The organism is Bacillus sp. IT-79MI2 (genome assembly GCF_949768135.1).
GTDB lineage: Bacteria > Bacillota > Bacilli > Bacillales > Bacillaceae_G > Bacillus_A > Bacillus_A pseudomycoides.
Genome location: NZ_CATKPV010000051.1, coordinates 47,620 through 66,564, shown reverse-complemented (window position 1 = coordinate 66,564; position 18,945 = coordinate 47,620). Strand labels below are relative to the sequence as shown.

21 protein-coding genes are annotated in these 18,945 nt (G+C 37.1%); all 21 read right to left on the bottom strand.

Annotation, left to right across the window (positions count from 1 at the left end; translation table 11 throughout):
• Positions 1 to 9 precede the first annotated feature (9 nt).
• The 21 genes from ACM6HU_RS07040 to dnaK all read right to left on the bottom strand — a co-directional run bounded on the left by ACM6HU_RS07040 (position 10) and on the right by dnaK (position 18,936).
• Entirely contained in the window at positions 10 to 468 is a 459-nt protein-coding gene (locus tag ACM6HU_RS07040) for a YaiI/YqxD family protein (RefSeq protein WP_016133258.1), read from the bottom strand.
• 390 nt (positions 469 to 858) lie between these two features.
• Positions 859 to 1,671 (bottom strand): pyruvate, water dikinase regulatory protein, encoded by an 813-nt coding sequence (locus ACM6HU_RS07035; RefSeq protein ID WP_016116360.1) that lies wholly within the window; start codon positions 1,669 to 1,671, stop codon positions 859 to 861.
• Positions 1,672 to 1,700: 29 nt separating this feature from the next.
• Positions 1,701 to 2,333, bottom strand: coding sequence for a helix-turn-helix transcriptional regulator (locus tag ACM6HU_RS07030; RefSeq protein WP_026008574.1), 633 nt, complete (start codon positions 2,331 to 2,333; stop codon positions 1,701 to 1,703).
• A gap of 107 nt (positions 2,334 to 2,440) precedes the next feature.
• Entirely contained in the window at positions 2,441 to 3,187 is a 747-nt protein-coding gene (gene recO, locus ACM6HU_RS07025; RefSeq protein WP_016116361.1) for a DNA repair protein RecO, read from the bottom strand.
• 33 nt (positions 3,188 to 3,220) lie between these two features.
• On the bottom strand, positions 3,221 to 3,364 hold the full coding sequence (locus ACM6HU_RS07020; protein ID WP_016116362.1) for a YqzL family protein: 144 nt from the start codon (positions 3,362 to 3,364) through the stop codon (positions 3,221 to 3,223).
• A gap of 109 nt (positions 3,365 to 3,473) precedes the next feature.
• Entirely contained in the window at positions 3,474 to 4,379 is a 906-nt protein-coding gene (era, locus tag ACM6HU_RS07015; protein WP_016116363.1) for a GTPase Era, read from the bottom strand.
• Positions 4,372 to 4,770 (bottom strand): cytidine deaminase, encoded by a 399-nt coding sequence (locus tag ACM6HU_RS07010; protein WP_003200655.1) that lies wholly within the window; start codon positions 4,768 to 4,770, stop codon positions 4,372 to 4,374. Before ACM6HU_RS07010 ends, era begins: the two co-directional genes overlap by 8 nt.
• Positions 4,771 to 4,873: 103 nt before the next feature.
• Positions 4,874 to 5,227, bottom strand: a complete 354-nt coding sequence (locus ACM6HU_RS07005; RefSeq protein WP_016116364.1) for a diacylglycerol kinase family protein — start codon at positions 5,225 to 5,227, stop codon at positions 4,874 to 4,876.
• Positions 5,224 to 5,694, bottom strand: coding sequence for an rRNA maturation RNase YbeY (ybeY, locus tag ACM6HU_RS07000; RefSeq protein ID WP_016116365.1), 471 nt, complete (start codon positions 5,692 to 5,694; stop codon positions 5,224 to 5,226). Before ybeY ends, ACM6HU_RS07005 begins: the two co-directional genes overlap by 4 nt.
• Positions 5,691 to 7,835: an HD family phosphohydrolase gene (locus tag ACM6HU_RS06995; protein WP_414848086.1), complete on the bottom strand. Its 2,145-nt coding sequence runs from the start codon at positions 7,833 to 7,835 to the stop codon at positions 5,691 to 5,693. Before ACM6HU_RS06995 ends, ybeY begins: the two co-directional genes overlap by 4 nt.
• Before the next feature lie 244 nt (positions 7,836 to 8,079).
• Positions 8,080 to 9,039 (bottom strand): PhoH family protein, encoded by a 960-nt coding sequence (locus ACM6HU_RS06990; protein ID WP_003208528.1) that lies wholly within the window; start codon positions 9,037 to 9,039, stop codon positions 8,080 to 8,082.
• A 3-nt stretch (positions 9,040 to 9,042) separates the two neighbouring features.
• On the bottom strand, positions 9,043 to 10,242 hold the full coding sequence (yqfD, locus tag ACM6HU_RS06985; protein ID WP_016116367.1) for a sporulation protein YqfD: 1,200 nt from the start codon (positions 10,240 to 10,242) through the stop codon (positions 9,043 to 9,045).
• Between the two features lie 133 nt (positions 10,243 to 10,375).
• Positions 10,376 to 10,672, bottom strand: coding sequence for a sporulation protein YqfC (yqfC, locus tag ACM6HU_RS06980; RefSeq protein ID WP_003200641.1), 297 nt, complete (start codon positions 10,670 to 10,672; stop codon positions 10,376 to 10,378).
• Between the two features lie 107 nt (positions 10,673 to 10,779).
• Positions 10,780 to 11,223 carry a GatB/YqeY domain-containing protein gene (locus tag ACM6HU_RS06975; RefSeq protein WP_016116368.1) on the bottom strand — a complete coding sequence of 148 codons (444 nt, stop codon included), beginning with the start codon at positions 11,221 to 11,223 and terminating at the stop codon, positions 10,780 to 10,782.
• Between the two features lie 15 nt (positions 11,224 to 11,238).
• Entirely contained in the window at positions 11,239 to 11,412 is a 174-nt protein-coding gene (gene rpsU, locus ACM6HU_RS06970; RefSeq protein ID WP_000048061.1) for a 30S ribosomal protein S21, read from the bottom strand.
• 319 nt (positions 11,413 to 11,731) lie between these two features.
• On the bottom strand, positions 11,732 to 12,397 hold the full coding sequence (deoC, locus tag ACM6HU_RS06965; RefSeq protein ID WP_016116369.1) for a deoxyribose-phosphate aldolase: 666 nt from the start codon (positions 12,395 to 12,397) through the stop codon (positions 11,732 to 11,734).
• 144 nt (positions 12,398 to 12,541) lie between these two features.
• Positions 12,542 to 13,894, bottom strand: a complete 1,353-nt coding sequence (gene mtaB, locus ACM6HU_RS06960) for a tRNA (N(6)-L-threonylcarbamoyladenosine(37)-C(2))-methylthiotransferase MtaB (RefSeq protein WP_003200635.1) — start codon at positions 13,892 to 13,894, stop codon at positions 12,542 to 12,544.
• Between the two features lie 6 nt (positions 13,895 to 13,900).
• Positions 13,901 to 14,650 carry a 16S rRNA (uracil(1498)-N(3))-methyltransferase gene (locus ACM6HU_RS06955; RefSeq protein ID WP_097968977.1) on the bottom strand — a complete coding sequence of 250 codons (750 nt, stop codon included), beginning with the start codon at positions 14,648 to 14,650 and terminating at the stop codon, positions 13,901 to 13,903.
• A 146-nt stretch (positions 14,651 to 14,796) separates the two neighbouring features.
• Positions 14,797 to 15,735, bottom strand: coding sequence for a 50S ribosomal protein L11 methyltransferase (gene prmA / locus ACM6HU_RS06950; protein ID WP_016132050.1), 939 nt, complete (start codon positions 15,733 to 15,735; stop codon positions 14,797 to 14,799).
• A 28-nt stretch (positions 15,736 to 15,763) separates the two neighbouring features.
• Positions 15,764 to 16,876 (bottom strand): chaperone protein DnaJ, encoded by a 1,113-nt coding sequence (dnaJ, locus tag ACM6HU_RS06945; RefSeq protein ID WP_016116373.1) that lies wholly within the window; start codon positions 16,874 to 16,876, stop codon positions 15,764 to 15,766.
• 224 nt (positions 16,877 to 17,100) lie between these two features.
• Positions 17,101 to 18,936: a chaperone protein DnaK gene (gene dnaK, locus ACM6HU_RS06940; RefSeq protein ID WP_016116374.1), complete on the bottom strand. Its 1,836-nt coding sequence runs from the start codon at positions 18,934 to 18,936 to the stop codon at positions 17,101 to 17,103.
• Between the last annotated feature and the right edge of the window lie 9 nt (positions 18,937 to 18,945).

Below are 18,945 nucleotides of genomic sequence, written 5' to 3'. Positions count from 1 at the left end.
CGATACAAATTAAAGGATTCCTTTATAATTCGACAATATTTTTTCTAAATTTGTTAAAAAGCATTGTCGATCATGGGTTGAAAATGCTTTTGGACCTTTTGTGTAGGTCCCTTGTCTGCGTAACTTCGCAGATACATACCTACTATATAAAATTGTATCCATTTGCTCATCAGTCACAAATGTACCTCGTGGAGATAATACATATACTCCCTTTTTTACAAGAAGACCAGCAAGTCCCATATCCTGTGTGATTACGAGATCTGAAGCTTTGGCGTGTTTATAGATATAAAAATCCACCTCATCTTGCTCAGAATCCACATATATCCAATTCCCTTGCTGTTTTTTCGAACGATGGGCGTAGGATGCGACAAACAAAATTTCGACATGGAATTTTGTTCCACCTTGCACAATTTCATCCTTCACAGGACATGCATCTGCATCAACTAGAATCTTACTGATGTTTTGCATATTTCTGTATTCTACATCCCTTCTGTGAATCCTTCCATAATGTGCGTTTTCTTGTCCAGATTTTTGTCGATTTTACGTAAATGCATACCTTTTCCGTAAATCCTATCCCTAGTTTATTCTGAAAAATTAAAGTCTAAACGTAAAATGTACCTTTTTATCACAATTTTTTATTATAATATATTTTCTCTAACTTCGCTACATATCCTTTTAAATTTTATCCAGCTATTCACGGGCAGTAATACTCCCATTTCAAAATTCAGATTAAAGTAAAAGGTTAAGTGAGGGACACCCTACCCGTAAAAGCCCAAATAGTAAAGGATGAAGAACTCCACTGATTAAAGTTTTTCTTTATCTTGAGCGAAAAAAGCACATTCACCCTTGGTAAATGTGCTAAAACATTTTTTGGTTTTGCACTGCATTCACAATAATATTCGCTGTCTCCTCAATTGCCTTATTTGACACATCAATAACTTGACAGTTTATTTTACTTACTACCTTCTCAAAATGATCAATTTCTTCTTTAATACGATTGATGTTCGCATATGTTGCTCCATCATTTAGCCCAAGTGATTTTAATCGTTCTTTTCGAATGTGATTTAACTTATCCGGTGTAATTTTCAAACCGAAACATTTCTCTTTTGCAACTTGATATAATTCTTCAGGCGGATCCACTTCTGGTACAAGTGGTACGTTCGCAACCTTCAATCGTTTATTATGAGCTAAATATTGTGAAAGTGGCGTCTTTGATGTACGTGATATCCCAATTAAAACGATATCAGCTTTTAAAATCCCACGTGCATCTCTACCATCATCATATTTAACAGCAAACTCAATTGCTTCAATCTTTTTAAAATATTCTTCATCTAATCTACGAACAACACCAGGTTCATACCTTGGAACTTGTCCTGTAATCTCTTCGATTTGATCGATAAGAGGCCCGATAATGTCATATGCCTCTACACCCTCTTTTGCCGCTTCTGCTAGCAAATACTGACGCATTTCTGGTTTTACTAACGTAAAGCAAATAAGTGCTCGATTACTTTTCGCAATTGAAATTACCTCTTTTAATGTCCCTGTATCTTCCACATACGGTACACGTCTAATATCAGGAGCAAATGGGAACTGTCCCATTGCAGCTCGAACAACTAAATCAGCCGTCTCTCCAACAGAGTCAGATACGACATATACGATTTTATTATCCATTACATTACCTCACTTTAAACAAATTACACTTATTCATTGTTTACTAAATTTACAAACGCACGCGTAATATTTGTTTTTGTAATTCGACCAACAACTTCTAACCCTTGTTTCGTGTCTTTTACAACTGGTACAGCATCAATCTGTCTTTCTATTAATTCCATCGCAACATCATATAGAGAATCCTCTCTACGGCACATTGCGATGTTTGGCATCCTTGTCATGATAATATTAACCGGAAGCGATGTTAAATCCTGCTTTCCTAAGCTTGCACGTAATAAATCTTTACGAGAAACTACCCCAACTAGAAGCGTCGCTTGATCTACAACAAATAAAGTACCAACATCTTCTAAAAACATGGTACAAATCGCATCGTATACGGAAATATTTTTATCAATTACAACCGGTCTAGATTGATAATCTTGTACCTTAACTTTCTTAACAGCTTCTGATAATAACTGTCCCCCAGTTTTTCCTGTATAAAAATAACCGACACGTGGACGTGCTTCTAAATAACCTGCCATCGTTAAAATTGCTAAGTCAGGTCTTAATGTTGCACGTGTTAAATTTAATTGTGCCGCAATTGATTCCCCTGTAATAGGACCGTGATCTTTTACAATCTGAATGATATGTTCTTGCCGTTTATTCAGTTCTATGATAATCACCACCTTCAATGCAAAACGAAAAAAGTTATACTATCTCTTAAATATTATATACTAAATATGCTTTTTGAAAAAGAAAGTATGTAAAAAGGACCTATATATGGTCCTCATTATATTTGAAATTTATCAAGTTGTTCAAGAAAACGCCTTGATTTCAAATAGATTCCGCAATATTCATCATAATATGTATTTAATACTGTACGTATTTGCCGCTTCGTTCCATCCTTAACAGATACATTACCAAGGCGAGCTAAATCAAAATGATAAAAGAGGCGTAGCAATTTATGAACAGCCTCTCCCACCGGAATACGGTATGGATCTTGCTGCGCATGACGCGAGCACAGAAAACCGCCTTCTCGGACAGAGAAGGCGACAAAATCTGCTTCTTGGTGACAAATTGCACATGTATCAAAGTATGGATGCATCCCTAGTACTGGGAGCATTTTCGTTTGATAAATTAAAGACAATACTTCAGCATCAACACCCTCACACATATAGTGCAACGTTTGATGTAACATTTCAAATAAATACGGATTATGTTTCTTATCTTCAGTTGCTTTATCGGTCAATTCCACGATAAATGATGCATAAGCAGTTAAAAATATATCTTCACGAATTTCTTTCATAGATGAAATTATTTCACCTTGTTGCAAAGTCCCAAGTCCAGACCCCATTTGAATCAGAAAGTGACCATGCATCATAAGTTGCGAAATAGATGCTAACCTACTTTTCGGTTTTTTCGCCCCTCTTGCCATTGCACTTACCTTTCCAAGCTCACGGGAGAATATCGTAACAATTTTATTCGTTTCTCCGTAATCTGTTGTCCGGATGACAATTCCCTCAACTTTTTGAAACATGTTTGTCACCATCCAAGGTTTGAACAAAACGGGTCAAGAAATTGGAGAATCTAGATGCGCTAGCTCCTCTTCATGTTGATCCATCTCATCGGTTACGTCTTTTTCCATTTCCTTCAAAAGCAAATACGTTTCAATGCTTCCTGTCTTGGAGAAAAACTTCCAGGTAAAATCTAGCATAAGAATCCACCTTTCTCAGTAAGCGTAGCATATAAACCAATTTCTTTTGTTGTTATTAAAATGACCCATTTTGTCCATTTTCATGTGAGAAAAATTTTCCTAATTTCTATTAATACTCATCTTCACGGAAACCAAGATCGCGAAGTTGTGACATTTTATTACGCCAATCTTTTTGTACTTTTACCCACACTTCTAAGAATACTTTTGAACCAAGAAGTGCTTCAATATCAAAGCGAGCTCGCTTTCCAACTTCTTTCAGCATTTTCCCTTGTTTTCCGATAATAATTCCTTTTTGCGATGGACGCTCTACAATAATTGTCGCATTCACATAGACCGCTCCACCTTCACGCTTTTGAATCGCATCAATCACAACCGCTACCGAATGTGGTACTTCCTCACGTGTTAAATGAAGTACCTTTTCACGAATAAGCTCAGCAATAATAAATCGCTCCGGATGATCCGTTACTTGGTTGTCTGGATAGTATTGTGGTCCTTCAGGTAAATATTTTTTAATCGCACCGATTAACGCCTCAATATTATTACCATCTAATGCAGAAATCGGAACAATTTCTGCAAATTCATGTAACTTACGATATTGATCAATTAATTCCAGCAATTGTTCCGGATGAACTTGGTCAATTTTATTGATTACTAGAAATACCGGTTGCTTTGTTTCTTGTAATTTTTCGATAATAAACTCTTCACCACGACCAAAACCTTCAGCAGCATTGACCATAAATAATACAATGTCAACTTCTTTTAATGTCGTTTGTGCCATTTTCACCATAAAATCGCCTAATTTATGCTTCGGCTTATGTATTCCTGGCGTATCAATAAAGATAACTTGTGAATCATTTTCTGTGTATACACCTTGAATTTTATTACGAGTTGTTTGTGGTTTGTCGCTCATAATTGCAATTTTTTGACCGATAATTCGATTTAAAAATGTAGACTTTCCAACATTCGGTCTTCCAATTATAGAGACAAAACCTGATTTATAACCTTTTCTATTCATGTAAATCCTCCGCTAAAAATGCTCCTGGTAACAATTCTCCAACTGTCGTCTCCTGAACGTCACCATGTAAATTTGATAAGTATACTTTCGTATCCTGTTTACATAATTCTATCATAACTTGACGGCACGCTCCACAAGGAGGTACTGGACGCTTTGTATCCGCTACTACCGCAATGGCTACAAATGCTTTATCTCCTTCAGAAACTGCTTTGAATAAAGCTGTTCTTTCTGCACAATTACATAATCCATATGATGCATTTTCAACATTACATCCTCGGTATACTTTTCCATCTTCCGTTAATAATGCTGCACCTACTTGAAACTTAGAATATGGTACATACGCTTGTTTACGCGCTTCGATTGCTTCTTGAATTAATTCTTTGCTGTTCATGCTCTCGCATCCTTTCCATTCACAATTGTGAAAAGATAAAATGAAACTTTCATTAACGGCGTTCTTAACGCTACCAAAGCATAACAAAAGCTTTGGAATGCAACTATACCATATAAGGTAAAAAGATAATAGCACCAATTATAACAGCTATAACAGTAAATAATAGCACTGCACCAGCAGCAACATCCTTTGCAATTTTCGCAAATGGTTTAAAATCCGCTGTGACTAAATCAACTGTTTTTTCAACTGCCGTATTGACCATTTCCAAACCCATGACAATTCCAATTGTAATGAGTAATATGAGCCATTCCGTTCTCGTTACACGGAAATAAAAGCCGCAGCATATAACAATAACTGCGGCCCAAAAATGAATTTTCATATTTCGTTCGTGACGAAGACAAAAGTATATACCAGCTATAGCATATCCAAAACTATTTATAAGTTTTCCTTTTTTCATCTACCTAATCCGAACGCCTCTAAAATTTCTTTTTGCTTTCCAAACATTTCTTTTTCGTCTTCATCTGTCATATGATCATAACCAAGTAAATGCAAGAATCCATGCAAAGCTAAAAATCCTAATTCACGATCAAAGGAATGCCCATATTCTTCAGCCTGTTCTTTCGCTCTTGGAATAGAAATAATAAGATCTCCTAGCATACGCGGCATTTCCCCGCCAACGATCTCCATCTCTCCTTCTCCCATATCCTCCATTGCAAAAGAAATAACGTCTGTCGGTTGATCTTTGTCGCGATAATCACGATTAATTTCTTGAATACGTTCATTATCAACAAATGTAACAGAAAGCTCTGTTCCATCTTCTACGTTCTCCATTCGTGCAGCTTGCTCTAGCAAATCGTGAATCATATTCACATATTCTTCTTTCACTTCTTCTGTTTCATCAAAAAAATCTATTAATAAACTCATTCTGTCCCCTTTTCTTCCGGCGGTTCCGGATATTTAATACGAGAATGAAAAATACCATTTAACGTTTCACATAAAGTTTTCCCAACAATTTGTAATTCTTTAAACGTCAAATTACATTCACTAAATTGTCCATCCTGCAAACGATCTTTTATAATACTTTGTACTAAATTGTTTATTTGTTCTGGTGTTGGATGGTTCATAGAACGCACTGCCGCTTCGACACTATCCGCAATCCCAACAATTGCAGACTCTTTTGACGTTGCTTTTGATCCTGGATAACGGAACATTCCCTCTGTATATTTCTCTTTATCTTCTTTAATTGCTTTGTAGTAAAAATATTTAAGTAACGTCGTTCCATGGTGCTGTCCTGCAATATCAATAATTTCTTGCGGAATATGGTGTTCTTCTAACATTTTCACTCCATTTGTCACATGAGCAATAATAATATCTCTGCTCGTTTCAGGATCTAATTTATCATGTGGGTTTTCAATCCCCATTTGGTTTTCTATAAAGAAATGAGGCTGCACTGTTTTCCCAATATCGTGATAATACGCACCAACACGTGCTAAAACTCCATTTGCCCCAACAGCCTCACAAGCTGCCTCAGAAAGGTTAGCAACCATAACGCTATGATGATATGTTCCCGGTGCTTCTAGTAAAATTTTACGAAGGAGTGGATGATTCGGGCTTGAAAGCTCCATAAGCTTCATACTTGATACAATACCAAGACCACTTTCTAAATACGGTAAAATCCCCATAGCTAAAATGGACGAGATAATACCAGAAGCTGCAGCCATTAATAATTGTGAACCAATTTCAAGCGGTGAAAAATTACCATTGCGTAAGAGTAACAGTGCAGCTAATACAACTACATTTAAAACAGAAACAAGTATACCTGCCTGCAAAATCATCGTACGTTTGTTTTTCTCTCTCAAAAAGATGCTAACAGATAACGAACTTAGTAAAACATAAATACCTACACTATAATTCAGTGTACTCGTTACACCTTCATTAAACATGATACTCCCACATACCGAGAAAATCATACTTGTTATAAAAACAAAACGATCACCAATCATTAATTTTACCAGTATTGTTCCCATCGCGACCGGAACAACATATGCGATACCTGCGTATTCCAGCTTTTGAAACAAACTAATAATTTTCATCAAAACAACTGTAATCGCTACAATTGTTGTATATGCTAAAATATATGGCTTTTCTTCTCTTTTCAATTTTAAAAACGATTCAAATTGTTTATGCATAAAGAATAAGAGCACACCAATAATGATTGCTAATCCCACAAATGGTTGAAATGTATTTCCTTGTTCAAGAAGTCCCACTAATTTCAATTGATCGTATACTTCTCTTGTAATCGTGTCGCCTTCCTTCACAAGAATTTGACCTTGAAGAATATAAACTGGCGCGACTGCGTCTTCTGTTACCTTTTTTCGGTCTTTTGTAGCGGTTGAATCATAGAAATAATTTGCTCCAATTGCATATTTCCCAAGTGCGTTAAGCGCGTCTTTTAAATCGCTATTTACATTAACATTGCGTATTTCATTGACAAATCGCTCTCTCGCATTGTCTTCCTCGTTCATTTTAATATGCTCGCTCATTATATTATTAATCGCTGTTACCACAGCATCTCTTGCCAATGACAATTGATCTGGCTCGGCATTTACAAACTGTAACAGCACAGAATCAGATAAGCTTTTTGTTAAGTCAGTAGGCAATTTCTTTTTTAGCTTTTCTAATTGTTCCGCAGCAGAAACCTTTTTCTGTTCATCAGGACTGGCAGATTTCGTCTCATCCTTCACTTCATTTATCGCTAAAAAGACAGAATTTACAATCTCCACTTTATTCTGCTTGTATTCGCTTCGATATGTATATTGATCTTCAACCTTTTGAGTGGCTTCCCTCTTCTTTTTATCCGTCGTTACTTTATCTTCAATTTTGATAGGAGAGTGGATTGTTTGTTTAGAAATAGATAGCATTTTAACATCTAGTTGTTCTGGTTTTACATTGTACATAAGTGCAAAAAACAGTACCGCTCCTAATAAAATATAAGAAATCCAGCTTAATTTTTTCGAATGTTGTATATTACGAAACCACCTAGAAATTTCTTGAGATCTTGACATGATTTCAATACCTTCTCCTCTCCAGACATAAAGTGAATCTTTAATCAACGGGAGTTTTTTTATCCCCACTAATGATTAACCCTCACCAATCGGGCTTTTTATAAGCAGGCTTCTAAATTGCACTGCACATTCACAAGTAAATGAATCTACTTGTCCATCCTTTAATGATAGTAAAAAATAGGCTATTCGCCAACCCTTTCATCTATCTCTACCATACAAAAAGAAATGATCCTTACAAATAGGATCATTCCATTTTATCATATGCCTCGATAATCCGCTGCACAAGGGGATGTCTTACAACGTCCGATTGCTCTAATTTAACAAATGAAATCCCTGATACACCTGATAGAACATTCGCAGCAATTGAAAGCCCCGACTTTACCCCCTTCGGTAAATCAACCTGCGACGGATCGCCAGTAACAACCATTTTCGAACTAAAACCTAGGCGAGTTAAAAACATTTTAATTTGAGCACCAGTTGTATTTTGAGCTTCATCTAAAATAACGAAAGAATCATCCAGCGTACGTCCCCTCATATATGCAAGAGGTGCAATTTCAATCGTTCCTCTCTCTAGCATACGCTGTGTATATTCTTGCCCAAGAATATCATGAAGCGCATCGTATAAAGGACGTAAATAAGGGTCTACCTTTTCTTTTAAATCACCTGGTAAAAAACCTAAGCTTTCCCCTGCTTCTACAGCTGGTCTTGTTAAAATAATCTTTTTTACATACCCTTGCTTTAATGCTCGTACAGCCATTACCACAGCTAAATATGTCTTCCCTGTACCAGCAGGCCCTATTCCAAATACAATATCATTCTTCTTCATCGCATGAATGTACTGTCTTTGACCCATTGTTTTCACACGGATGGATTTACCTTTTGCTGTTTTAAAGATCTCCTCTTCATATAGCTCTTCAAAATGAGTTATTTTCCCTTGACGGCCAAGCTGAATTGCATATGCAACATCTCGTTCAGAGATTGATACACCTTTACGAATAACAGCAAGTAATTGCTGTAAAATTTTTTCAACAAGCGCCACGGTTTCATCTGTTCCAGATACACGAACAGATTCACCTCGCGTTACGATAGATACAGCAAGTTCTCGTTCAATTACTTTTAAATGTGCATCATTCACCCCAAATAGAGCAATTGCTTCATTAGGATTTTCCACTTGTTGATTCATTTCTATTAATTGTTCTGCCATTACTCAGTCTCCTTGAATATCGGATTCAGATATCGGTTGTGGCTCTGCAATATTTTCAATCACTGTATAATGTAATGTTACTCTTAGATGATTCGCCTCAACCTCGTTGTGCAAAATCTTATCACTTACAATCATAGCATGTTCATCCAATTTTTTCTTTAGTTCTTTTTCAGCCATTTCTTTCGCTACTCGCATTGCTTGTTTTTCTGTATATTCACGATTCGCTTCTTCCTCTTCACGCACAATTTCCCTTTCATAAGAAATAGGCAATATAAAACCAAACAGTTTCACATCATGTTTGACATTTTCAGTACGAGACCGCTTATACTTATCATGCTGAAATCCCCATATTTTTATTTTAACACTTCCAAGACGAAGATAATGCTCATTATATGAATTTCCTGTATACACTTGAAATGTTGTTTTTAAAGGAACTGTCACTTCAGATTCATACCACGTTTCTCCATATACAATTCCTTTAGCAGAAACAATCGTTGGATTATCCTCTTTTCCAAACATCCCTGATACAAGAAGTTGTCCCTTTTGCACATAATCATTTTTCATTACAACTGGTTTTCCAGTTTCCACAAATGTTTTTGTAATGATCGCCTCTTTTTTGGCAACTAAATTTTGTGGTTTTTGCTCTTTCTCCTTCTCCGGCTCATTTTTTTCAACAATTTTAAAATGATATGTTGTCCCCTTTATCTCTAGGCCAGCCCATGTAATCGCATTAATATTATCTGTCAAATGACGCTGAACATCTTCTACATTCGGCATTTGAAATTGCAGTCTTCCTTTTTTAATGCCCATTTTATCCAATTCTTTTATAAGAATATATTCCGTTTCCGGTTTTGCCCCTGTAATCTCGATTTTCCAGACCATATTTGATAAAGCAATCATACCGAAAAAAAAGATAAGAAAACCGATTAAAAAACCACTATTCTTAAGCAAACGCTTATTCAAAAACGGAAAACCGAAACGTCCAATAAAGTATAGCTTACATTCATTTTTTCGATAGATCGGTCTCAGTCGCTTCACATCACGAAGCAACATACAAAATACTAATGTATCTTCTGCAATCTTCTTTACATCCCATACAACTAAATTTCTGCGCACACATTCATTAATAAAACGCTCCGCTCCTCTACCTTCAATTCGAACTTTCACATACCCAAGCCATCGTGTGAACCATTGATTTTTCATCGTCCGTCCCACTACCTTTCTCAAAAGCACAAATGTTACGCCACTATTTTCGTAGTGCTTTCTTCAGCTTTTAACATTCAAATAGCTCGTACGAAACGAAATAAGAAGAAAAACTTCACTAATGGAAGTTTCATTATAATTTATCTTTCTTCTCATTTTCTAAAAACGTTACTTGTTCAATAATCCCTTCAAGCAAAAGCTCTTCTGGAAGAATTGTTTTAATAACAAACGATTGCCCTTTTATTAATAGTTGACCATGTTTTAATAACAACCGCACCTCTTTATCTGTAAATACTAATAACCCTCGATGATTTTCTATATAAATATGTACTTGCCCGACAAGGGTAATACGAGGTAGATCCATTAGTACATCCACTGGTAGGTCTATTTGCTTCGTTAACCAATTTTTCATTTGCACTAATTTCTTCATCTCCAAGACCCCCCTCTCATCCCATATGTATGAAAAAAGAGCTTGTAATATCACGTCCAAAAAGAAAAAAGCATAAAAAAACGTCTCATTTCTCATGAGACGCTTTTTTATGCTAATAGCTGTGCAACCAGCTTATTCACTTGTGATCCGTCTGCTTTACCTTTTACTTTCGGCATAACAGCACTCATCACTTTACCCATATCTGCTTTAGAAGCAGCACCAACTTCAGAAATAACTTGCTTAACTACATTCGCTAGCTCTTCTTCTGTTAGTTGTTCAGGTAAATACGTATTTAAAATCTGAATTTCATTTTGCAGTTTATCAACAAGGTCATCACGACCCGCTTTTTTAAATTCAAGGAGGGAGTCCTTATGCTGTTTTACTTCACGAGTTAAAACTGTTAATTCCTCTTCTTCAGTAAGAGTATGTTGCAGTTTAATTCCTTCATTTTGCAAAGCAGCCTTAACCATACGAATAACGGTTAATTTTTCTTTTTGTTTATTCTTCATCGCTTGTTTCATATCATCGTTTAAACGACCGAGAAGACTCATAACTTACACCCTCTCTTAGAATTTACGCTTTCTTGCCGCTTCAGATTTCTTCTTACGTTTTACACTTGGTTTTTCATAAAACTCGCGCTTTCTTGCTTCAGCAAGTGTACCAGTTTTAGAAACCGATCTTTTAAAACGGCGAAGTGCATCCTCCAAAGACTCGTTTTTACGAACGACTGTTTTTGACATTCTCTTTCCCTCCCTCCGAAACATCACACTTACATACTAACTTCAGCATGCAAAAAGAAACACTTCTTCAGCATGTCTTTTACGATTATAATACATTTTGTTACTTCAGGTCAACTATTTGACAGAATAAAAGAAGAGTAGATGCCCTTCTTCTATCTAAATTTGTTCAAATCATGCATTACAGCTAATGTATATTTTATTTTTTGAACAATTCAATCCATCTAGCTATAATAGCTAGATGGATTCGTTTCTTTTACCTTCCATACAAGAAGATAACAAGCTTATCAGAGAGGACTAAACAGTCGGCTCCGCTTTTAAATTAATAATCCGTTGTTGCTGTTTTCCCGCTTACTAGTGCAACACCAGCACTTGTACCAATACGTGTTGCTCCCGCTTCTACCATCGCGTCCATATCTTCTCCGTTACGAACACCACCAGAAGCTTTCACACCGATTTCTGGCCCAACTGTTTTTCTCATTAGTGCTACATCTTCTACTGTCGCCCCGCCTGTTGAGAAGCCAGTCGATGTTTTTACAAAATCTACACCTGCTTTTACAGATAATTCACAAGCACGAACTTTTTCTTCTTCTGTTAATAAGCATGTTTCAATAATGATTTTCACAAGCGCTTTTCCTTTTGCAGCTTCTACAACCGCACGAACGTCGCGCTCTACTAATTCATCATTTTTATCTTTTAATGCACCAATATTAATTACCATATCAACTTCTGTTGCACCTTTTGCAATTGCATCTTGCGTTTCAAACGCTTTTGTTTCTGGTGTATTTGCTCCAAGAGGGAAACCGATTACTGTACAAACTTTTACATCTGTACCTTTTAACAATTCTGCTGCAGTTTCAACCCAAGTAGGATTTACACATACAGACGCGAAGTCATGTTTCTTTGCTTCCTCACATAATGTAACAATCGCTGCTTTTTTTGTATCCGGTTTTAATAATGTGTGGTCAATTAACTTTGCATAGTTCATTTTTTATATGCCCCTTTCTTCACTACACGGTTGTCTGACAACCATAACGGTTAGCATTATAGCATGAAATATTACAACTTCATATCTTAACTTCTCCAGCAAAGAAAAAAGCATGCAAACCCTTTTCGTTTGCATGCTTTTCTCTTACGCACTTGCTGATTCTTTTTTTACATCATCTTCAAGAACACGAACAAATTGCGCTTCGTTATATGGATAACCAGCTTTTGTGATCTTCACTTTTACTAGTTTGCCGATTAATTCTTCAGATCCTTCAAACACAACTTTTAAATAGTTATCTGTATAACCTACATACAATCCTTCACGATCACCGTCTTTGAAAGGCTCTTCTGGAATAATCTCAAGAACTTCACCTTCAAATTGAGATGCGTATTCTTTCGCTAACTGATTCGATAATTCAATTAAACGGTGAACACGATCATTTTTTACTTCTTCAGGAATTTGGTCATCCATACGAGCCGCAGGTGTTCCTGTACGTTTTGAATAAGGGAACACGTGCAATTCAGAGAAACGGTTTTCTTTAATGAAATTGTATGTTTCCATAAATTCTTCTTCCGTTTCACCAGGGAAACCAACAATTACATCGGATGTAATCGCAAGGCCTGGTAACGCTTCTTTCAAGCGATCTAAACGCTCTTGGAAAAATTCCATCGTATACTTACGGCGCATACGTTTTAGTACAGTGTTAGAACCTGATTGTAGTGGAATGTGCAAATGACGGACAACTACTTCAGATTTATCTAATACTTCAATTACTTCATCTGAAATTTGACTCGCTTCAATTGAAGAAATACGAAGACGTTTCAAGCCATTTACCTCTGCTTCCATATCGCGAAGCAATCCAGCTAAATTGTAGTTTTTCATGTCTTCCCCATATCCACCTGTGTGAATACCAGTTAAGACGATTTCTTTATAACCTGCATCCACTAATTGCTGCGCTTGGTGAATAACTTCTTTTCCATCACGAGAACGCATTAAACCACGTGCCCAAGGAATAATACAGAACGTACAGAAATTATTACAACCTTCTTGTATTTTTAAAGATGCACGTGTACGGTCAGTGAAATACGGTACATCAAGCTCTTCATATACACGTGTTTTCATAATGTTACGGACAGCATTGATTGGTTGACGTTCTTTACGAAACTCTTCAATATACCCTAGCATTTTCTCACGATCTTGCGTACCAACAACGATATCTACGCCTGGAATCGCCATAATTTCCGCTGGAGATGTTTGTGCGTAACATCCTGTTACACAAATAACAGCGTCTGGATTTTGACGTACAGCACGTCGAATAACTTGACGGCTTTTTTTGTCTCCAGTATTTGTTACTGTACATGTATTGATTACATACACATCAGCTTTCTTTTCATATTCAGTTCTTTCATAACCACCTTGTTTAAACAATTGCCAAATTGCTTCTGTTTCATAGTGGTTTACTTTACAACCTAACGTGTGAAACGCAACAGTTGCCATTGATCATCACCCCATCAATTCAAAATGATAAGAAGCGGCACTTAACGCGTAAAGCGGCGCCGTTTCTGTTCGTAAAATCCTCGGCCCTAAACTACATGGTATAAATTTATGTTCACGAAGCGCAGAAATTTCTTCCTCAGATAAACCACCTTCGGGGCCAAATACAATCAACAGTTTTTGACCACGTTCAAGTGCCGTTAAAGCCTTCGCAAAATTAGCTTTTTCGCCTTGCTTTGCTTCCTCTTCATACGCAACAAGACAAACATCATAATCACTGCTCATCGCAAGCAATTGTTTAAATGATGCCGGAGCATGTACAGCTGGAATTTCACTTCTATGCGATTGCTCTGCAGCTTCTTTCACAATTTTTTTCAAGCGCTCAACTTTTTTATCTGCTTTTTTTGCATCCCATTTTACAATAGAACGAGATGCTTGAAATGGTAAAAATGCGGCCGCCCCAAGCTCAGTTCCTTTTTGAAAAATTAACTCTAGCTTATCTCCTTTTGGCAGTCCACTTGCAATCGTCACGAACACTGGCAGTTCACTTGACGCCTCTACCCATTCTACAATAGCACTATCCACAAATTCACTGGTAATTTCAGCAATTGTACACATTGCTGTTTTACCTTTTACACAGCAATAAATGTGATCACCAGCTGACATGCGCATCACTCTTACGATATGATGTACATCATCACCTACAATACGAATACTTGCATCATTTACATACTTCTCTTCTACAAAATAACGTTGCATCTCATCACCTTAGTAAAGTTTCGTTCCTTTCGTAAGTCCTCCCTTACGAAAAGAACGAAACGTTATCATTTTAATATAACAAACGGCAAGTCTCTCACTTCATATAGCGAGAGACTCTTTCGTTCATTATTAACATAAATTATATATTACGCATTTCGTGCAATGATTGCTACCCAATCTTCCATTCTTAACACTTCTTCAATTGTAAATCCAGCTTTTTCTAACGCCTCAGAGATTACTTTTTCTTTTGCTGCAATAATACCAGATGTAATAAATAGTCCACCCTGTTTTACAACTCTCGCTGCGTCTTCAGGGAATAGAAGAATAATTTCTGCAAGTAAATTTGCTACAATCAAATCTACTGGTCCTTCAATACCTTCTAATAAACTATTTTGTCCGACAGATACGATACCGTCCGTTTTATTTAAACGAACATTCATCTCCGCACTTTCAACTGCAACTGGATCTAAATCATACGCTTGAACAGATGCTGCACCTAATTTTGCTGCAGCAATACTTAATACACCAGAACCTGTTCCAACATCAATTACGGTATTACCTGGCTGCACTGTTTTCTCTAACGCACGAATACACATCGTTGTTGTTGGATGTGTCCCTGTACCAAATGCCATCCCTGGATCTAATTCAATAATTTTTTCATCTGGAGAAGAAGGTGTATATTCTTCCCAAGTTGGCACAATTGTGAATGTATCAGAAATTTGAACTGGATGGTAATATTTTTTCCAAGCAGTAGCCCAGTCTTCCTCATCGACTTCATTAATCGTAATATTTCCTGTACCAATTTCGATGTCGAAAGATGGAAGTACATCAATAGATGATTTTACACTCGCAACTGTTTCATGTAAAGAATCCGTTTGTGGGAAATATGCTTTTATTAACACACCATCTTCTGGATATTCAGATGGATTGAGCGCATAAATTTCACCATACTGTTGCTCACGCTCTTTTGTTAACTCTGCCGGGTCTTCAATCGCTACACCGCTAGCACCTGCTTCGTGTAAAATATGAGAAACAGCTTCTACTGCTTCCTCTGTTGTATGAATACTAATTTCTGACCATTTCACAATTTACCAACTCCATTTTTTATTTCCATTATTCCCCTTTAAAAGCTCGTTTAAGCTTTCCAAATAGGCTATCATCCTGATCTTCTTGTCCTGCAAATTCACGCAATAATTCTTTTTGATGTGATGTTAATTTCGTTGGTACAACAACACGAACAACTACATATTGATCACCTTGGCCATATCCACGTACATTTGGAGCGCCTTTTCCTTTTAGGCGGAATTCCGTTCCTGTTTGCGTTCCTGCTGGAATTTTCAATTTCACTTTTCCATGAACAGTTGGAACTTCCACTTCAGCACCAAGCGCTACTTGTGTGAATGTTAATGGCATTTCACAAATAATATGATCGCCATCACGCTCAAAGAACTCATGGTCTCTTACATGAACAACAACATATAAATCACCAGCCGGCCCACCGTTTACACCCGCTTCACCTTTACCAGACACACGGATTTGTTGACCATTATCAATACCCGCTGGAATTTTAACGTTAATTTTTTTACGTTTACGTACTTTTCCAGAGCCATGACATGTTGTACATTTCTCTTTAATCATTTGGCCTGTTCCTGAACAATGTTTACACGCTTGACGATTTACAATACGACCAAATGGTGTATTTTGTTCTACGCTCACTTGACCTGTTCCTGAACAGTGTTTACATGTTTCTTTTGAAGTTCCTGGTTTCGCCCCATTGCCATGACATGTGTCACATGGGTCTTCAACTGGAATTTCAACATTTAATTCCTTACCAAAAATCGCTTCTTCAAAGCTTAAAGTAACTTGATATTGCAAGTCAGCGCCTTGACGCGGTGCATTTGGATCACGGCGTCTGCCGCCACCTCCGCCAAAGAATGAGCTAAAAATGTCTTCAAATCCGAATCCACCACCAAAGTCTCCACCGCCGAAGCCGCCAAAACCTTGATTTGGATCAGCATGACCAAATTGATCGTACTGCGCACGTTTCTGATCGTCACTTAAAACTTCATATGCTTCTTGTACTTCTTTAAACTTTTCAATTGCATTTTCTTCTTTGCTTACGTCTGGATGATATTTTTTAGCCAAACGACGGTATGCTTTTTTGATTTCATCTTTTGAAGCGCCCTTGCTAAGGCCGAGCACCTCATAATAATCTCTTTTATTCATAAATTTGTAACCCCCGAATCTTTCACATAAACGTAATTTTAACACCGAAAGAAAGTGCTTTGCAACAAAGTTTCCTCACTTACAGTATGCAAAAAGAAAAACTTAAGACTCCCATATGAAAGAGCTAACCTGCCCGAAGCACTTTCTTCATTCATGAAAAAAGCCAAAGCCAAGGCACGCTTGACTTTGACTTTTTGTCATCTTACTTATGTTTTTTTACTTTATTACTTATCTTCTTTTACTTCTTCAAACTCAGCGTCAACTACGTTGTCATTTTTTGCACTAGCGTTACCTTGTGTACCTTCTGCTTGCTGAGCACCAGCAGCTGCTTGAGCTTGTTCATATAATTTTACAGTAAGTTGTTGTACGATTTCTTGAAGTGCATCTTTTTTCGCACGAATTTCATCAAGATCATTTTTCTCGATTGACGCTTGTAATGCTTCTTTTGCTTCTGTTGCTTTCGCTACCTCAGCTGCATCTACTTTACCTTCTAAATCTTTTACAACTTTATCTGTTTGGAATACAAGTTGGTCAGCTTCATTACGAAGTTCAACTTCTTCCTTACGCTTTTGGTCAGCATCAGCATTTGTTTCAGCTTCTTTTACCATACGATCTACTTCTTCATCAGAAAGACCTGAAGAAGATTGGATTGTAATTGTTTGTTCTTTACTTGTCCCTAAGTCTTTCGCACGTACATTTACGATACCGTTCGCATCAATATCGAATGTTACTTCGATTTGCGGAATACCACGTGGTGCTGGTGGGATATCTGTTAATTGGAAGCGACCTAGTGTTTTGTTGTCAGCTGACATTGGACGCTCACCTTGCAATACGTGAATGTCTACTGCAGGCTGGTTATCAGCAGCAGTTGAGAACACTTGTGACTTACTTGTTGGAATTGTTGTGTTACGCTCGATTAACTTCGTGAATACGCCACCCATAGTTTCAATACCTAAAGAAAGTGGAGTTACGTCTAATAATAGAACGCCTTTTACATCACCAGTAAGTACACCGCCCTGAACTGCAGCACCTAATGCTACAACTTCATCAGGGTTAACGCCTTTATATGGTTCTTTACCAGTTTCACGTTTAATCGCTTCTTGTACAGCTGGAATACGAGTAGAACCACCAACAAGAATAACTTTATCTAATTCACTTGGAGAAAGACCAGCATCTTTTAATGCACGACGAGTTGGCTCTAATGTTCTTTCAACAAGGTTAGCTGAAAGTTCTTCGAATTTCGCTCTTGTTAAGTTTAATTCTAAGTGTAATGGACCAGCAGCCCCAGCACTAATAAATGGTAATGAAATTTGTGTTTGTGTTACACCTGAAAGATCTTTTTTCGCTTTTTCAGCTGCATCTTTCAAACGTTGAAGTGCCATTTTATCTTGGCTTAAATCAATGTTATTTTCTTTTTTGAATTCAGCTACTAAATGATCGATGATAACTTGGTCAAAGTCGTCACCACCAAGACGGTTGTCACCCGCAGTTGAAATAACTTCAAATGTTCCATCTGCTAACTCAAGAATAGATACGTCGAATGTACCGCCACCTAAGTCATATACTAGAACTTTTTGTTCTTCGTCTTGTTTTTCTAAACCGTAAGCAAGCGCAGCTGCTGTTGGTTCATTAATAATACGTTCTACTTCTAAACCAGCAATACGGCCAGCGTCTTTTGTTGCTTGGCGTTCTGCATCGTTGAAGTATGCTGGTACTGTGATAACAGCTTTCGTTACTGTTTCACCTAAGTACGCTTCAGCAGAAGCTTTTAAGTTTTGTAAAATGATTGCAGAAATTTCTTGAGGTGTGTAGTTTTTACCTTCAACTTCTACTTTGTAGTCTGTACCCATATGACGTTTAACAGACATGATTGTATTTGGGTTTGTAATCGCTTGACGCTTCGCTACTTCCCCAACTTGACGCTCTTCATTTTTGAAAGCTACAACAGAAGGTGTTGTACGGTTCCCTTCTGGATTTGGAATAACCTTTGGTTCTCCACCTTCCATAACAGCTACACAAGAGTTTGTTGTACCTAAGTCAATACCGATAATTTTACTCATGGCGAAACC

Bases quoted from the DNA above. Each gene is read 5' to 3' on its own strand.
- ybeY (WP_016116365.1), bottom strand. From the start codon at position 5,694: ATGAGTTTATTAATAGATTTTTTTGATGAAACAGAAGAAGTGAAAGAA.
- ACM6HU_RS06955 (WP_097968977.1), bottom strand. From the start codon at position 14,650: ATGCAACGTTATTTTGTAGAAGAGAAGTATGTAAATGATGCAAGTATT.
- ACM6HU_RS07005 (WP_016116364.1), bottom strand. From the start codon at position 5,227: ATGAAAAAAGGAAAACTTATAAATAGTTTTGGATATGCTATAGCTGGT.
- ACM6HU_RS07010 (WP_003200655.1), bottom strand. From the start codon at position 4,770: ATGAACAGCAAAGAATTAATTCAAGAAGCAATCGAAGCGCGTAAACAA.
- ACM6HU_RS06975 (WP_016116368.1), bottom strand. From the start codon at position 11,223: ATGAGTCTTCTCGGTCGTTTAAACGATGATATGAAACAAGCGATGAAG.
- mtaB (WP_003200635.1), bottom strand. From the start codon at position 13,894: ATGGCAACTGTTGCGTTTCACACGTTAGGTTGTAAAGTAAACCACTAT.
- ACM6HU_RS07035 (WP_016116360.1), bottom strand. From the start codon at position 1,671: ATGGATAATAAAATCGTATATGTCGTATCTGACTCTGTTGGAGAGACG.
- deoC (WP_016116369.1), bottom strand. From the start codon at position 12,397: ATGAACTATGCAAAGTTAATTGACCACACATTATTAAAACCGGATACA.
- yqfD (WP_016116367.1), bottom strand. From the start codon at position 10,242: ATGAAAAATCAATGGTTCACACGATGGCTTGGGTATGTGAAAGTTCGA.
- dnaK (WP_016116374.1), bottom strand. From the start codon at position 18,936: ATGAGTAAAATTATCGGTATTGACTTAGGTACAACAAACTCTTGTGTA.
- ACM6HU_RS07040 (WP_016133258.1), bottom strand. From the start codon at position 468: ATGCAAAACATCAGTAAGATTCTAGTTGATGCAGATGCATGTCCTGTG.
- ACM6HU_RS07020 (WP_016116362.1), bottom strand. From the start codon at position 3,364: ATGCTAGATTTTACCTGGAAGTTTTTCTCCAAGACAGGAAGCATTGAA.
- ACM6HU_RS06995 (WP_414848086.1), bottom strand. From the start codon at position 7,835: ATGTCAAGATCTCAAGAAATTTCTAGGTGGTTTCGTAATATACAACAT.
- yqfC (WP_003200641.1), bottom strand. From the start codon at position 10,672: ATGAAGAAATTAGTGCAAATGAAAAATTGGTTAACGAAGCAAATAGAC.
- ACM6HU_RS06990 (WP_003208528.1), bottom strand. From the start codon at position 9,039: ATGGCAGAACAATTAATAGAAATGAATCAACAAGTGGAAAATCCTAAT.
- era (WP_016116363.1), bottom strand. From the start codon at position 4,379: ATGAATAGAAAAGGTTATAAATCAGGTTTTGTCTCTATAATTGGAAGA.
- recO (WP_016116361.1), bottom strand. From the start codon at position 3,187: ATGTTTCAAAAAGTTGAGGGAATTGTCATCCGGACAACAGATTACGGA.
- dnaJ (WP_016116373.1), bottom strand. From the start codon at position 16,876: ATGAATAAAAGAGATTATTATGAGGTGCTCGGCCTTAGCAAGGGCGCT.
- rpsU (WP_000048061.1), bottom strand. From the start codon at position 11,412: ATGTCAAAAACAGTCGTTCGTAAAAACGAGTCTTTGGAGGATGCACTT.